Here is a 14,842-nt window from a genome sequence, read left to right as displayed (position 1 = left end):
TCACCGCCCCCATCAAAGACAAACATCCGGCGGGCGCACCCTTGCCGCTGGAGTCCTTGTCACGCCAAGCACCCGTCTGACGCGGTGGGTTGTGCTGGAATCAGCCGGGTCGGCGGGACGCCCGTCTGGTGAGTGGACGGGCATCAAGTGGGGAGCAGCCGGGGTCGGCGTGGTAGTTAGGAAGACATGTCTCCCCGACGCCCCGAAATCCTCGCCCCCGCTGGTGACCTGGAGTCGTTGCGTGCCGCCCTCGCCAGTGGCGCGGACGCCGTGTACTTCGGGCTCGATGAAGGCTTCAACGCGCGCGCCCGCGCGGAGAACTTCTCGCTCGAACGGCTGCCGGAGACGGTGGGGCTCATCCACCGGGCGGGCGCCCGGGCCTACGTGACGCTGAACACGCTGGTGTTCGAGCCGGAGCTGCCGGTGGTGGAGCACCTGCTGCGCGGCGTGGCGAAGGCGGGCGTGGACGCGCTCATCGTGCAGGACCCGGCGGTGGCGCTGCTGGCGCGGGCGGTGTGCCCCCAGCTGGAGCTGCACGCGTCCACGCAGATGACGCTGTCCAGCGCGGAGGGCGCGCGGTTCGCCACGGGCCTGGGCTTCACGCGCATGGTGGTGCCGCGCGAGCTGTCGGTGGCGGAGATCCGCCGGCTGGCGTCGCAGACGGACATCGAGCTGGAGGTCTTCATCCACGGCGCGCTCTGCATGTCGTGGAGCGGCCAGTGCCTCACGAGCGAGGCCTGGGGCGGCCGGTCCGCCAACCGCGGCCAGTGCGCGCAGTCCTGCCGGCTGCCGTACGACCTGGTGGTGGACGGCGAGACGCGCGACCTGGGCGAGGTGAAGTACCTGCTCAGCCCCAAGGACCTGGCGGGCGTGCGCGCGGTGCCGGAGCTGGCGGACATCGGCGTGCACAGCCTGAAGATCGAAGGCCGGCTCAAGGGGCCGCAGTACGTCTCCAGCACGGTGCAGGGCTACCGCCGCTGGCTGGACGGCGTGATGGCGGGGAAGCCCGACGGCGCGCGGCTGGCGAAGGACCTGGCGGAGATGTCGCTGTCGTACAGCCGGGGCTTCTCGCACGGCTTCCTGGCGGGGTCCGACCACCAGACGCTGGTGGAGGGGCGCTTCCCGAAGCACCGCGGGCTGTACCTGGGCCGCGTGCACGCGGTGGCGGGCAAGGACGTGCTCGTGGTGCCGGACGACCGGCCGTGGACGGGCGCGCTGGGCCTGGGCGACGAGCGTCCGGAGGCCCCGGCGGGCCACGTGTCCGCGCCGCTCACGGGCGAGCCCGACCCCGCGGACGTGGATCCGCGTCCGGGCATGGGCGTGGTGTTCGACGCGGGCGCGCCGGAGGACAAGCACGAGCCGGGCGGCCCCATCTTCCGTGTGGAGCGCGAGGGCGGCGCGTGGGTGCTGGGCTTCGGGCATCCCGGGCCGGACCTGGGCCGCGTGGCGCCCGGGCAGCGCGTGTGGCTGAACAGCGACCCGGCGCTGGCGCGGCGCACGGGGGAGCTGCTCGCGGAGGGTGAGCCCGAGGGCCGCATCCCGCTGTCGCTGTGGGTGTCCGGCGCGGAGGGCACGCCGCTGCGCGTGCGGATGAGCACCGGGCGGTTCACGCGCGAGGCCGTGGGCACGACGCTGCTCGCGCCGTCGCGGGGCGCGGGCGTGGACGCGGCGCTGCTCAAGGACAAGCTGGCCGCGCTGGGCGGCACGTCGTCCACCTGGCGGCGCTGGAGGCGTCCGGGCTGGCGCCGGGGCTGCACCTGCCCGTGTCGGAGCTGAAGGCGCTGCGCCGGCAGCTGGTGGCGGAGCTGACGGCGGACGTGGAGCGCGGCCCCGCGCGGACCGTGAGCACGGAGCCGGTGGAGGCCGACGTGCGTCAGGGCCTGCTGGCGAGGGTGGCTTCGCGGCCGGCGGAGGACGCGCCCCGGTTGCTGCCGCTGTGCCGGAACGACGCGCAGCTGGAGGCGGTCATCGCAGCGGGGCTGCGCGAGGTGGAGCTGGACTGGATGGAGCTGGTGGGGCTCCAGAAGGCGGTGGAGCGGGCACGCGCGGCGGGGCTGCGCGTCACCATCGCCACGGTGCGCGTGCAGAAGCCGGGCGAGGAGGGCTACGACACGCGCCTGGACCGGCTGCGGCCGGACGCGGTGCTGGTGCGCCACTGGGGCGCGATGATGCACTTCCTGGAGCAGCCGGCGGGGGCGTCGCGGCCGGTGCTGCACGGGGACTTCTCGCTCAACGTCACGAACTCGCTGACGGCGGCGCACCTGTTGAGCCTGGGGCTGGACACGCTGACGGTGTCGCACGACCTGGATTCGGAGCAGCTCTTCGCGCTGCTGGAGCAGGCGCCGGCGCACCGGTTCGCGGTGGCGCTGCACCACCACATCGCGACGTTCCACACGGAGCACTGCGTGTATTCCCACACGCTGTCCAACGGCCGCGACTACAAGGCCTGCGGGCGGCCGTGTGAGAAGCACGCCATCGCGCTGAAGGACCGGCTGGGATTGGAGCACCCGGTCATCGTGGACGTGGGGTGCCGCAACACGGTGTTCAACGCGCAGGCGCAGAGCGCGGCGTCACTGGTACCCCGGCTGCTGGAGCGCGGCGTGCGCAGGTTCCGCGTGGAGTTCGTGCGCGAGACGCGTGAAGAGGCCACGCGCGTGCTGGCCGCGTACCAGGAGCTGCTCACGGGCCGGCTGTCGCCCGCGGAGGCGGTGAAGCGCGCGGCGGTGCACGAGCAGTTCGGCGTCACGCGCGGCACGATGCAGGTGCTCAAGCACCCGGCGGCGAACGCGCGCTGAAGACACCCTTCAGGCCGCGGCGGCGGGCGGGGGCTCGGTGGCGACAGGTGCGAGGCCCACCGGCTCACCGTCTTCGCCCAGGACCACCGGGGCGATGCCCAGCTTGCGCTCCACCAGCGCGTGCCCCAGGTAGACGAGCGGCGTCAGGCCGATGGCCACCACCAGCTTCACCGCGTACGAGGTGAAGATGATCCGGAAGATGACGTCCCGGGGCAGCACGCCCGTCCAGGCGATGAACTGCACCACCACCGTGTCGATGAACTGCGACACCACCGTGGAGCCCGTGGCCCGCAGCCACAGCATCCGGTTGTTCGTCACCCGCTTGAGCAGGTTGAAGACCGAGATGTCCAGGAACTGGGCCACCAGGTACGCCACCATCGACGCCATCAGGATGCGCTGCGAGCCGCCGAACACGTTGTTGAACGACGCCGCCACCGTCCCGCCGTAGTCCTTCGCCTCCGTCATCGGCGCCCATGGGACCTGGCCCGCCAGCGCGATGACCACGAACGTGAAGATGGCCATGAAGAAGCCCACCCACGTCACGAACCGCGCGACCTTCTTGCCGTAGAACTCGTTGAGGATGTCCGTCAGCAGGAACGTCACCGGGAACGGCAACATGCCCACCGACATCACCGCCACCACCGGGCCCAGGTGCACCTCGAACAGCTTCACCCCGATGATGTCGCCCACCACCAGCGAGGTGAAGAACAGCCCCGCGAGCACCACGAAAAGCTGAATCCGCCGGTCCAGGTTCATCCGATGCGTCCTTGAGGAGCGAGGCGCCCCTAGAGCTAGCACACCCGCCCGCCCCCGTCGCTTGGCCGTCCGGGGTCTACTCGGGCAGGTAGTACAGCGTGCCCGGCCCCACGGATGCGCTGCTCCCGGCGGCCTCCTGCTCCGACAGCACCAGGCGCGGGCGGTACACGCCCAGCACCGTCTGCTCCGTGGCCGTCGGGTTGTCGTAGCGGTGCCCGAAGACGCCCGGCCCGCTGAACGCCAGCCCCCGCCCCACCGGCTGACCCTTGAGCAGCATCCCCGCGCCCAGCACCAGCTCCATGCCCTCCGTGTGCCCGTCCGCCCGCGGGGGGATGCCCCTGCCCGGCGCCACCCGCAGCCGGTAGACGCCGTAGGTCGCCCCCTCGTGGATGACGTCCACGTGGCCGAAGGCCTTCGCCTCCGTCCGGTACACCATCTCCTCGGAGGTCCGGTGCACCTGGAGCGACGGGATGGCCCACCCCGTCAGCGCCTCCGGCTTGGTGACCCGCACCGTGGCCGCGTGCAGGTGCGCGTGCGGCGCGGCGTCCGTGGGCGGCGCCAGCAGGTAGCGGCACACCGCCTCCGCCGCGGACTCCAGCAGCTCGAAGCGGCACGCATCCAGGAGGAAGCGCAGCTCCCCGGCCAGCCGTCCGTAGTGCACCGTGTTCGCCAGCTTCCCGCCCACCGCCGCCTGCCGCGCGTCCAGGAAGAGCGCCACGTCCAGGCGCAGCGGCTGCGGCGTCACGCGCTCGCGGTTGTAGACGCCCACGATGACGTCCACCGTGAGCCCGCGCAGCTCCATCACGTCCAGCGGGCGGCCCTGCGCGTCGTTGACCACCGGGTGGATCCACACGGGTTCGTGGCTCACAGCCGAGCGCTCCTTCCGCCATCCACGGCGATGACCTGCCCGGTGAGATACGGCGCCTCGCGCGCGAGGAACACCACCGTGCGCGCCACGTCCTCCACGCTGCCCTCGCGGCCCATGGGCACGCGCTGGAGCACCTCCTGGCGCGCGGCTTCGTCGAAGTGCTCCGGGAAGGCCACCACGCCCGGCGAGATGGCGTTGACGCGCACGTGCGGCGCCAGCTCCACCGCCAGCGCGCGCGTCAGCATCACGAGCCCCGCCTTGCTCACCGAGTAGTGCGCGTAGTGGCTCACCGCCCGCTCCCCGCCGATGTCGGTGAGGTGCACCACCAGCGGGTCCTTCCCCGCGCGCAGCGACGGCAGGAGCGCCTGCGTGAGGAAGAAGGGCGCGTCCACGTTCACGGCGAGCATGCGGCGGTACTGCTCGCGCGTCACGGCGGCGAAGTCCACCCGCTCGTAGAGCCCCGCGTTGTGGACCACCACGTCCAGCGCGGGGTGCGCCTGCCGGACCCGGGCGCCCAGCGCGTCCACCGCCTGCGCGTCGGAGAGGTCTCCGCTGTACAGCGTGACGTCGCGGCCCAGCGCGCGCAGCTCCTCCGCCAGGAGCTCCAGCGGCTCCATGGAGCGGTTCGCGTGAAGCGCCAGGTCGTAGCCGGCGCGGCCCAGCGCGCGAGCCACCGCGCTTCCAACGCGCACGCCCGCGCCCGTGATGAATGCGGTCCCCATATGCGGGCCCTCCCTAACAGGCCCGCCCTGGAAAGGCACCCGGCGCCTTCACGCACAAAACACCGCGGGGCGACACCCGGAGAACCCCCTCTCCAGGCACCGCCCCGCGTCCCCTGCTTCCCCTTGCGTCGTCCGTCCGTCAGTCCTTCGCGTCCTCGCTACGGGTAGTAGACCACCGTCTGCCAGCGGCGCCCGGCGTACGGCACCCAGACCCACTCCGTCACCGCCTGGTAGCCGCCCGGCACATAGCGCTGGTCGTAGTAGCCCTGCGTGCAGCGCACGTGGCGGCCGCGGCGGCCGCGGGACACGCACTGCTCGGGGACCCAGACCTGCTCGTAGCGCGCCGGCACCCAGCGCTCCACCGTCTGCAGCTCGTAGCGGCCGCGCGAGTCCACCGGGCGGGGCATGGGGCCGTAGTTGCAGTTCGGGCCGCGGCAGCCCATGAAGCGGCGCGTCTTCGCGTCGTCATCCACGTAGCGGAACGCCTGGTCCCGCGGCGCTTCCCAGCCACCGCGCTGCTCCTGGCCGCCCCAGCGCGCATCCGCCTGCGTCGGGCCGCGCCAGTCCGCCGCCATCGACGTGGAGGAACCGAGCAGCAGTGCACCGAAGGCCAGGGTCGCGAGTCCGAGCTTGAAAGCCATGTCTTCCATCCTCCGTCCGAGTTGCTTGTCCTGACTGACGGGGCCCCCGCCGGAACATTCAAATCCCGTCGGGTCTCCCCGACCCCGGTGGCGGGGGCGGGAGGATGTGGGTACACCTCATCCCATGTTCCACCGCGACGGCCCCACCTTCCGCGAGCTCGCCCAGCAGGCCCTCACCTCCGTCGAGCAGGGCTACGACCTGCTCGCGCCCAAGTTCGAGCACACGCCGTTCCGCACGCCGGATCCGGTGCTCAAGGCCGCGCTCGCGCACGCGGGCGCCCCCGGCGGCGTGGGCAGCGCGCTGGACGTGTGCTGCGGCACCGGCGCCGCGATGCGCGTGCTGCGCCGCCGTGCGCGAGCGCGTCGTCGGGTTCGACCTGAGCCAGGGCATGCTGGACGAAGCGCGGCAAAGGCTGGCGGATGCGCCGGGCACCGCGGCGCTCGACTTCGTGCGCGGGGACGCGCTGGCGCTGCCCTTCGACGCGGCGTTCGACCTGGTCACCAGCTTCGGCGCCTTCGGGCACATCCTGGAGGCGGACGAGCCGCGCCTCGTCGCGGGCATCTCGCGGGCGCTGAAGCCGGGGGGCCGCTTCGTCTTCGTCACCGGCCAGCCGCCGTCCGCGCTGAACCCCGGCTACTGGGTGGCGAAGGGCTTCAACGCCGCCATGCGCGTGCGCAACGCGCTCTGGAAGCCGCCGTTCGTCATGTACTACCTGACGTTCCTCGTGCCCCGCGCGCGCGTCCTGATGGAGGCGGCGGGGTTCGACGTGGAGGTGCGCGAGGGCGACATGCCGGAGCCCTTCGGCCGGCTCGTCACCGTCATCGCCACGAAGCGCTGAGCGGCGCGCTACGGCGCGGCCGCGCTGGCTTCGGACTCCGCGTACTGCACCGCGAGGAGCTCGTACTCCACCGGGCCGCGCGGACGCTCCACCAGCACGACCTCGCCGGCCTCCTTGCCCAGGAGCGCGCGCGCCAGCGGGGACTCCACGCTCAGCCGCCCCGCCTTCACGTCCGCCTCATCCGGGCCGACGATGCGGTAGCGCAGCTGGGCGCCGTCCTCGTCCTCCAGCACCACCCACGCGCCGAAGAAGACGCGGCCCGCCTGCGACGGATCCGGCACCACCACGCGCACGTCCTCCAGGATGGCGGTGAGCTCCCGCGCCCGGCGCTCCCGCTCGCGCTTGCGCACGCCCGCCTCCAGCTCCGGCCAGTCCCGGGGCGCGGGGCCCTGCAGCTCCAGCAGCTCCTCCTGGAGCGCGCGGTAGCCCTCCGGCGTGATGTAGCGCTGCTCCGCCGACGCCGACCGGGGACGCGCGGGGGTGAGCCCCTCGTCGCCGCCCCCGTCTTCCTTGGTGAATGCCTTCGACATGGGCCGCTCCCTCCTCCCAGGAGATTTCTCAACGTTTCCCGGGATTTGCACGCCGGGTCCGCCCGTCCGGCCGCTTCGTATTGGCGCAATTTTACTGCAAAGACGGAATCCGTCAGAATCCGGACCATGCACCTCCCCCGAGCCGTGCCCCGCTTCGAGCATCGCCTGGCCGTCCGTCTGCGCGGCATGCTGCCGCTCTACACGCGGGATGTGTCGGAGGGCGGCTTCTGCGCGGAGATGCTCCAGCCGATGAAGGCGGGCGATCTCCTGGAGGGCGCGTTGCTGCTGGGGGATGAGGAGGTGCCGTTCCAGGCCCAGGTCATGTGGGCCCGCCGCTCCGCCGGGGAGCGCACGCGGGGACGCTGTGGCGTGCGCTTCGTCACCATCGGCGGGGACTTCCAGCGGCGGCTGGGCGCGTTCAGGCGCTTGCAGGGCAGGCGCCTGATCCGCTGGTTCACCTGACGGCCGGACCTACTTCGCCGTCGTGTCGGGGCTCGCCGGGACCGCGGTCTCCGACGGCGTCGCGGGCGTGGTGGACGGCTCCGGCGTGGTGGAGGGCTCCGGCGTGGTGGAGGGCTCCGCGGCGGGGGCGCTGATGGGCTCGCCTTCGGGGGCGGGGGCCTGGCCGGAGGGGACCAGCTGGAGCTTGTAGCGGCTCACGCCCTTGGGCAGCACGACCTCCACCAGCGGGTTCTCCTTCACCAGGCCCGGGTCCAGCCGGAGGGAGACTTCACCGTTCTCGTCGCTGGTGGCGTTGAGGTGGTTGCGGTACTCGCCGCCGAGCACCTTGGCGCCCTTCACCGGCTTGCCCGTGGCGGCGTCCGTCACGCGCAGCACCACGAGCTGGTTCTCCTGGAGCTCGGTGGTGCCGTTCGCCTGGATGATGTCGTTGTAGCGCGGGCGCAGCGCGCAAGCGGACAGCAGCGTGGAGGAGAGGAGGGCGACGGTCAGCAGGTTGCGGCGAAGGCTCATGGAATCCATCCAGGCTGGGAAGCGGTACGGCGGAGGCGCGGCAGCATAGCCGCCAGCCACCAGACGCCAAGTCTCCCGTGCTTCACGGCCCCGGCGTACGGCATCCGCTCCACGCCGGGTCGCGAAAATTCCCGGCGGGCAGGCACGGCGTGCGCCCTCCCTCTCAGGGACCGGTGGAGCCGTCAGCCCTTCCACCCGCCCCCTTCCGGCACCATCTCCCAAGGTGTGTCCGGGCACCGTCCTTCCCCGCCCGCACGGAGGTCAATGCTCCATGGATGAGACCCATACGGAGGACTCGGATCGCTTCACCAATTCGACACGCCGCCTTCACCTGAGGGAGGAGCAGGTCGCCTACTCGGCCGTCCCGCTCGACACGCGCGTGGAGGAGAGCCGCATCGTGTGGAAGCACAACCGGTTCGACGTGAGCGTGCTGACCATGGTGCTCATCAGCGCCGTCACGTTCTTCGTTCCGATGTTCAACGGCCTGCTGGCCGGCACGTTCGGCGGCTTCCACGCGGGACGTCCCCGCCGCGCCCTGGCCGCCGCGCTCGTCGCCGCGGTGGTGGTGCCCGCAACGCTCTACGTGCTCTTCAACGTCTTCAGCGTGGGCTCCGTGCGCATCTTCTACGGCATGGGCTGGCTGAGCTGGACGATGCTGCACGCCGCCAGCCTGGTCATCGGCGCCCTCGCCGGGGTGGCCAGCCGCCCGCTGTTCAGCGGCGACGTGCGCGCCGTCCTCGCGCCGCGCGTCAGCGGAGCTCCACTCCTAGCGCAAGGCGATGTCGCGCCCGTCCTTCCGGAAGGCTCGCGAGACTCCTCCCGGGACCTGCCCACGACGCGAGTGTCCCCTCCCAGTGGACCTGTGCGCGGGGAGTGAGCAGCACGCTCCAGCGGGCGACGCGCCCCAGGTACCACTCCACCTGGAGCGTCGCGTCCGCTTCGTGCGTGAAGCCCGGCGTGAGGCCCGCGCGCCACGCCGGCACGTACGTGGCCTCCAACCGCAGCGCGCTGTTGCCCGGGCCGGGCAGGGCCGTGCGATGGGCCAATGACAGACGGGGCCCGACGCTCGGGACTGTCTCGAAGGGGCTCCAGGCCATCGTGGCCTGGGCGCCCAACCCCACCGCGAGGAAGGTGTCGAAGCGCTCCGAGGCCGCCACGACGCCCAGCGCCTCCGCCTCCACCGACGCGCGGTAGGGCAACGGGCGGTCGATGTCCGTGGACATCCTCGCCTCCGCGCCCCAGCCCAGCGAGTCGGAGAACGACCGCTGCTGCTGGGGCAGCTCCGGCATCAGCGTGCGGTAGCCCACCAGCGTCAGGCGCGAGCCGAGGATGCGCGGCACGCCCCAGCGGGGCTCCACCGACAGCTCTCCGTCCAGCACGCGCAGCTCGCTGCTGGACTGGAAGCCGTGCAGGCGCGCGTCGCCCAGGGTCTCGTTCATCGCGGAGGTGCGCAGGCTCACCACGGGCCGCGCGGCGCCCACCTCCGGGAAGTCCACGCCGCCGCTCACCACCGTGCGGGCCGCGCCGGATTCGCGCAGCGCGCCCCGGGCCCAGGTGGCCTCCGCCTCCGTCTTCTGTTGATGGTCCTTCGCGAGGAAGGCGCGCGGATCCACGTCCGCGAGCGGCCGTCGTTGAGCGTGCCCTGCGCCTCCGTCGCGGCGGCGAAGGCGGCCTCGGTGTGCTCGGCGCGGACCAGGGTCTTGAGCTCGTCCGGCGTGGGCAGGCGCTTGGTGGCGGTGTCCAGGGCCTGCTGGAGCAGGGCCGTGCGGTCCAGCACCGCGAGCTTGCGCTGCATGGCGTCCTCGCGCTCGAAGAGGCGCTGCCGGTCCTTGACGCCCCGGGCGGCGCCGCCCTCCCCCTTCAGGTCGAGGGCGATGAGGCGCTCGCGGTCGATGGCGAGCGTCTCCGCTTCGGCCTGGTCCACCGCCGCGCGCTCCACCCGCACCGCGTGCGCCACGTAGCCGTGCAGGGCATCCCGGGTTTCGGCGCGCGCGGGTTGGGAAGCCGCGTCGAGCGCGGTCGTCACGGCGCGGGGCAGCTGCGCGTAGGCCTGACGGCGGACGCCGGGCTCGGGGGATTGGAGGCGGCGGTGCACGAGGTGCAGGGGCGCGAGCGCGCTGGATGGAAGCAGGGCCGCCAGCTTCGTGAGCAGCCGCTCCTGCTCCACGAGCGCGCGCCGGGCGCGGTCTCCCGTGGACTCGAAGGCGTCCGGGACGTGCTCCAGGAGCGGCACCGCGCGCCCGCTCGCGTCCACGACGTTCGTCTTCGCCAGCGTGTCCAGCGTGGCGGTGGGCAGGACCCACAGCGTGCCGGGGGCGCTCACGTGGCGGCCGTCCTCCAGCGAGCCGTTGAGGAGGAAGAGGAGCGCGGCGGCGCAGTTGTCGGTGAAGAAGTAGTAGCCCAGGTAGCCGCGACGCTCGAGCTCCCAGATGCGCTCCAGCATGCGCTGGGATTCGCCGGGCGTGAGGTTCAGCCGGAAGCGGCGGATGGTGCGCTGCTCCAGCTCCAGCGACTCGTGGGTGACGTCGCCCAGGGTGCCCGTGAGGAAGACGGTGCTGTAGCCGCCCGTCATTCCCTTCATCAGGTAGCCCAGGCCCTTCTCCTCCATGCCGGTGAGGGCCACCAGCTGCACGACGCGCTCGAAGCCGGGGCCCTGCACCGTGGCGCCTTCGCGCCAGACCGGGCGCAGGAGGAGGTGGCCGAAGAGGGACTGGGGTTGCCGGCCCGTGGCCGCGACGAGCAGGACCTCCAGGTGGGAGAGCGCGTCCGCTTCCGCCCAGGCGTCGAAGGCCGGGCAGCCGCCCCTCGCGGGCAGGGTGCCCAGGCGCGCTTCCGTGAGGAACCCGGACACGGCTCGCGTCTTGGAGAGCTCCTGGCAGCGGACCTGATCATCCTCGGGCAGCGCGTCCGGGCGCAGGGACTCCACGGGGACGAACAGCTCCTCCGCGAACGTGACGAGGTCCAGCGAGGCGCTGGCCTGGCCCCGGGCGCGGCTGAAGGCGCCCGCGTAGGTGATGCTCGCGGACTCCTTCCACGTGAGGGGGCGCTCGAACGGGAGCAGCCACCCGTCCAGCCTGCGCCACTGGGGACGCCTGCTCCAGCCGCGCGCGTCGTCCCAGCGCTGCATCACGGCGTGCACCACGGCGCGGCGGCGCCACAGGTGTTCGGCCTCCGCGTCGGTGAGGCGCGACAGGCGCAGCGTGGCCCGGCGCTCCTCGGAAGGGGCGTAGCGGTAGAGGTGGAACTGCTCGCGCTGCCCGGACCAGTCGGGACGCGCCTTCGTGCCGTCACCGAGGCCCAGGGGCGCGGGCTCCGGGTGGAGCACGAGCTCCAACCGGCCCCCCGGCGGACGGCGCATCGCGGGAGGCAGGGCGGCGAGGCCCGCCTCCACGTCCGAGACCAGCGCTGCATCCCGCGCCGCGTCGCCGCGCAGGACGATGCCCGCCGTGGCCTCCAGTGCCGCGACCCGCGACGCCAGGGTGACTTCCATGAACGCCCCGTCCAGGAACGCGGGCACCGCGAGGTGGCCCGGAGCTTCTTCGGACGGAGGGTCCTGCCGGGCCTGCTCACGCGTCTGCGCACCCACGGGCAACAGCAGCACCGTGAGCAAACCCAGCCAGGCTGTGCGGGGCCTCACTGGAGGGCCTCGGCCGCCGGGGTCGCTCCTTCCTGGTCCAGGAGGAAGGCCTGCCGGTCCTCCTCGAGTCGCGGCTCGGTGCGCGCCAGTTCGCCCACGCGCTCCAGCCATGCGCGGGCGCGCTCGGGCGTGAGCTGCTTCGCATCCGCCATCATCAGCAGCTCCTTGCGGTGCGTCCGCAAGAGCTTGCCGAAGACGTCCAGGTTCTCGCGACGGATGCGCGCCGCCTGCGCCAGGTCGTCCACCGTCGGGCCCGCGCCCAGCGCCAGGTCCTCTCGCAGTTGGTGCGTGCGGGCGCGCAGGTACACCTGGGCCGCGTGCCCCACTTCCTTCGGCGAGGGCTGCCTGCCCTTGCGCCGCGCGGCACGCGCGTACGACTGCCAGATGATGATGCCCAGGCCCATCACCGTCAGCGCCACCGTGGCCGTCGACAGGAGCTGATTCTCGCGGCCGTTGCTGCTCTCGCTGCGCGTGCGCGAGTCGTCACCCTGGTCCACCTGGTTCGACTCGCTGGTGCCCGCGTTGCTGTCCTCGCTGGATTCGGAGCTGTGCTCACTGGAGCCGGAGTGACTGGAGCCCTCTTCCGAGCTGTGGTCGCTGGAGCCGGAGGAGTCACTCGAATTCGAATGGCTCGAATCCCCCTGGCTGGAGTTGCCCGAGTCCGATTCGCTGGATTCACTCGAGCCCGACTCGCTGGAGCCTTCATCGCTGGAGCCATTGGAACCCGACCGGCTCGAGGCCCCACCGCTGGAGTTGCCCGAATCCGACTGGCTGGAGTCGCCCTGGCTGGAGTTGCCCGAGTCCGAAGAGTTGCCCGAGTCCGACGCGCCCGCGGCCCTCAACCCCGCGGAGGGCGTGCGGCACCCCACGGCGAGCACCAGCATCGACGCCGTCACCACGCGCTTCCACGAAGACTTCGTCCGCATCCATCCCCCTCGAAAGGGCGCCACCGGGCCTGGCGCCAACCGCCAACCCATGCCCTAGCCAACCGCATGCCGGGCCCTGGATTGTGCATTTTCGGGCGGTTGGTGGATCGTCTGACGCGATACGACGCGAAAAATCAGGCCCGGGGGTGCGTCGCGGACTTCGCGCCCTCCTCCAGGAAGAGACGTCTCAGATAGGGATTGAGGAAGCGCCCCTCCGGGTCCAGCTGCTCGCGCACGCGCTGGAAGTCATCCCAGCGGGGATACAGCTGTTTCAGCGTCGCCGCCGTCTGCGTGTGCAGCTTGCCCCAGTGCGGCCGGCCGCCGTGGTTCCGGAAGATGGCCTCCGCGCCCGAGAAGTAGGGCTCCAGCGGCATGCCCCGGTACTGATGCACCGCGATGAACGCGCGGTCCCCGCCGTGCGCGGGACTGAGGAACGCGTCGTCGCCGCGCACGAAGCGGTACTCCACCGGGAAGTGCACGGGCAGCTGCTCGCGCGTGATGTATTCAGCCAGCTCGCGCAGGCAGTCCGGCCCGCGCTCCACCGGCACGCCGTATTCCATCTCCTGGAAGCGCACGAGGCGCGGCGTGGCGAACAGCGTGTGGCTCTGCCCCGCCAGCACGCCCTCCGACGCCAGCTTCGCGGACAGCCGGCTCACGGGGGCGCACAGGGCGGGCCGCAGCCGGCACGCGCGGCTCACCGCGCCGAACACTGCGTTCTCCATCACCAGCTCGTTGAGCCAGCGCCCCACGCCCACCCCGTGCGGGGGCTCGTCCGTGAGGTCCATCGCCTTCGTCATCACCCGGTCGGAGTGGGGGAACCAGAAGAACTCGTAGTGCCGGTGGCGCGCGCGCGCTTCCTCCAGCCCCGCGAGGCACTCCTCCAGCCCCAGGTTCCGCCGCGTCAGCCGCAGCCGGTACGCGGGCAGAAGCCGCAGCCGCACCCGCGTCACCACGCCCAGCGCCCCCAGCGACACGCGCGCGGCCTGGAGCAGCTCCGGTGAGGCGTCCTCCGAGCACGTCACCTCTTCCCCGCTCGCCGTGACGAGCGTCATCGCCGCCGCCTGCGTGGAGAGGATGCCCAGCCCCACGCCCGTCCCGTGCGTGCCCGTGCTCAGCGCGCCGCCCAGCGACTGCTTGTTGATGTCGCCCAGGTTCTCCATCGCGAGCCCGTGCGACGCGAGCAGCGTTCCCAGCTCGCGCAGGTTCGTGCCCGCCCACACCACGGCCTCGCGCGCGGTGGCGTCCACGGACTCCAGGCCGTGCAGCGCTTCGAGCGACACCATCGTCTCGTCCGTCGCGCACAGGGGCGGGAACGAGTGGCCGCTGCCCACCACGCGCACGGTGCGCGCCCGGGCACTGGCGTCGCGGAGCGCGGCCTTCAGCGCGTCCACGGACTCCGGCTGGAGGAAGCTCGACGGATGGGCCACCACCGCGCCGGACCAGTTGCGCCAGGTCTTCACCTTCACCACGCTCGTCATGCCGTCACCCCCATTCGCCCCGGTAGGTCGGAACCTCTTCCACGACGCGGCCCCCGGAGATGAGCAGCAGCGTGCGGAAGTGCTCGCACACCTCGCCCGCCTTCGCGTGCCGGAAGAACACCGGCGCGCCCAGGGGCAGCGGCACCGGGCCCGTGTAGGCGATGGGCGTCTGCACCTCGCCCGCGCCCTCCAGCGGGAGGAGCTTCGCGCCCTCGGGCAGGTAGGGCACCGGCAGCTTGTCCACGCCCGCAGAACCAGAAGCCACATAGCCGCCGCCCTGGAGCGTGAAGAGGCCCGGCCCCGGGCGCCGCGTGACGGGGATGGCGAACGCCACCGCGGGCTGGTGGTGGAAGCCGCGATAGCCGTCGAAGAGCGCGGGCGAGTACAGGCCGCTGCCCGCGGTCAGCTCGGTGACGCTCGCGTCCTCGCGAGTGGACTCCAGGCTGCCGGTGCCGCCGCCGTTCACGAAGCGTGGCGCGAAGCCCGCGTCCTTCAGCGCGGCCACCACCGCCTGCCTGCGCGCGTGCACGCGGCCCACGGAGGCCCGCTTGAGCGCGCGGATGACCACGTTCTTCGCCCCCGCGTGCGCGGCGGCGTCCGGCACGCCCGCGAGCTGCGCCTCGTAGCCCATGACGCCCGCGAGGAACACGGCGTCCCCCTCCGCCGCGATGCGCTTCG

The 14,842-nt window shown here is 72.5% G+C and carries 11 protein-coding genes and 3 pseudogenes; 3 read left to right on the top strand and 11 right to left on the bottom strand.

Annotation, left to right across the window (positions count from 1 at the left end):
- Positions 1-186: 186 nt before the first annotated feature.
- Positions 187-2,795 (top strand): annotated as a pseudogene (locus tag ACLEQD_RS07220) (DUF3656 domain-containing U32 family peptidase).
- Between the two features lie 9 nt (positions 2,796-2,804).
- Here ACLEQD_RS07220 and ACLEQD_RS07215 read toward each other — a convergent pair.
- The 4 genes from ACLEQD_RS07215 to ACLEQD_RS07200 all read right to left on the bottom strand — a co-directional run bounded on the left by ACLEQD_RS07215 (position 2,805) and on the right by ACLEQD_RS07200 (position 5,782).
- A complete protein-coding gene (locus ACLEQD_RS07215) occupies positions 2,805-3,551 on the bottom strand; it encodes a queuosine precursor transporter (RefSeq protein ID WP_410382797.1) in 747 nt (248 codons plus the stop codon).
- 76 nt (positions 3,552-3,627) lie between these two features.
- On the bottom strand, positions 3,628-4,419 hold the full coding sequence (locus ACLEQD_RS07210) for a dihydroneopterin aldolase (RefSeq protein ID WP_410382796.1): 792 nt from the start codon (positions 4,417-4,419) through the stop codon (positions 3,628-3,630).
- Positions 4,416-5,141, bottom strand: a complete 726-nt coding sequence (locus ACLEQD_RS07205) for an SDR family oxidoreductase (protein ID WP_410382795.1) — start codon at positions 5,139-5,141, stop codon at positions 4,416-4,418. Before ACLEQD_RS07205 ends, ACLEQD_RS07210 begins: the two co-directional genes overlap by 4 nt.
- Before the next feature lie 158 nt (positions 5,142-5,299).
- Positions 5,300-5,782 carry a hypothetical protein gene (locus tag ACLEQD_RS07200; RefSeq protein ID WP_410382794.1) on the bottom strand — a complete coding sequence of 161 codons (483 nt, stop codon included), beginning with the start codon at positions 5,780-5,782 and terminating at the stop codon, positions 5,300-5,302.
- A gap of 124 nt (positions 5,783-5,906) precedes the next feature.
- Between ACLEQD_RS07200 and ACLEQD_RS07195 the strand changes: the two are divergent.
- Positions 5,907-6,621: pseudogene (locus ACLEQD_RS07195) on the top strand (class I SAM-dependent methyltransferase).
- A gap of 8 nt (positions 6,622-6,629) precedes the next feature.
- Here the strand turns inward: ACLEQD_RS07195 and ACLEQD_RS07190 are convergent.
- Positions 6,630-7,151 carry a GreA/GreB family elongation factor gene (locus tag ACLEQD_RS07190; protein WP_410382793.1) on the bottom strand — a complete coding sequence of 174 codons (522 nt, stop codon included), beginning with the start codon at positions 7,149-7,151 and terminating at the stop codon, positions 6,630-6,632.
- Positions 7,152-7,277: 126 nt separating this feature from the next.
- On the opposite strand from ACLEQD_RS07190, the gene ACLEQD_RS07185 reads away from it, so the two are divergent.
- Complete coding sequence (locus ACLEQD_RS07185) at positions 7,278-7,613, top strand: PilZ domain-containing protein (RefSeq protein WP_120526972.1); 336 nt, start codon at positions 7,278-7,280, stop codon at positions 7,611-7,613.
- A gap of 9 nt (positions 7,614-7,622) precedes the next feature.
- On the opposite strand, the gene ACLEQD_RS07180 is transcribed toward ACLEQD_RS07185, so the two are convergent.
- The 6 genes and pseudogenes from ACLEQD_RS07180 to ACLEQD_RS07155 form a co-directional block, all read right to left on the bottom strand.
- Complete coding sequence (locus tag ACLEQD_RS07180; RefSeq protein WP_410382792.1) at positions 7,623-8,123, bottom strand: hypothetical protein; 501 nt, start codon at positions 8,121-8,123, stop codon at positions 7,623-7,625.
- A 749-nt stretch (positions 8,124-8,872) separates the two neighbouring features.
- Positions 8,873-9,736 (bottom strand): hypothetical protein, encoded by an 864-nt coding sequence (locus ACLEQD_RS07175; RefSeq protein WP_410382791.1) that lies wholly within the window; start codon positions 9,734-9,736, stop codon positions 8,873-8,875.
- Positions 9,628-11,760, bottom strand: a complete 2,133-nt coding sequence (locus ACLEQD_RS07170) for a DUF4105 domain-containing protein (RefSeq protein ID WP_410382789.1) — start codon at positions 11,758-11,760, stop codon at positions 9,628-9,630. Before ACLEQD_RS07170 ends, ACLEQD_RS07175 begins: the two co-directional genes overlap by 109 nt.
- Positions 11,757-12,686, bottom strand: a complete 930-nt coding sequence (locus ACLEQD_RS07165; protein ID WP_410382787.1) for a hypothetical protein — start codon at positions 12,684-12,686, stop codon at positions 11,757-11,759. Before ACLEQD_RS07165 ends, ACLEQD_RS07170 begins: the two co-directional genes overlap by 4 nt.
- Positions 12,687-12,820: 134 nt before the next feature.
- A complete protein-coding gene (locus ACLEQD_RS07160; RefSeq protein WP_410382785.1) occupies positions 12,821-14,164 on the bottom strand; it encodes a D-arabinono-1,4-lactone oxidase in 1,344 nt (447 codons plus the stop codon).
- Between the two features lie 4 nt (positions 14,165-14,168).
- A pseudogene (locus tag ACLEQD_RS07155) lies at positions 14,169-14,842 on the bottom strand (amino acid deaminase/aldolase); the annotation flags it as partial.

Source organism: Corallococcus sp. 4LFB, assembly GCF_046520365.1.
Taxonomy (GTDB): Bacteria; Myxococcota; Myxococcia; order Myxococcales; family Myxococcaceae; genus Corallococcus; species Corallococcus caeni.
This window is presented reverse-complemented; position numbering and strand designations above follow the sequence as displayed.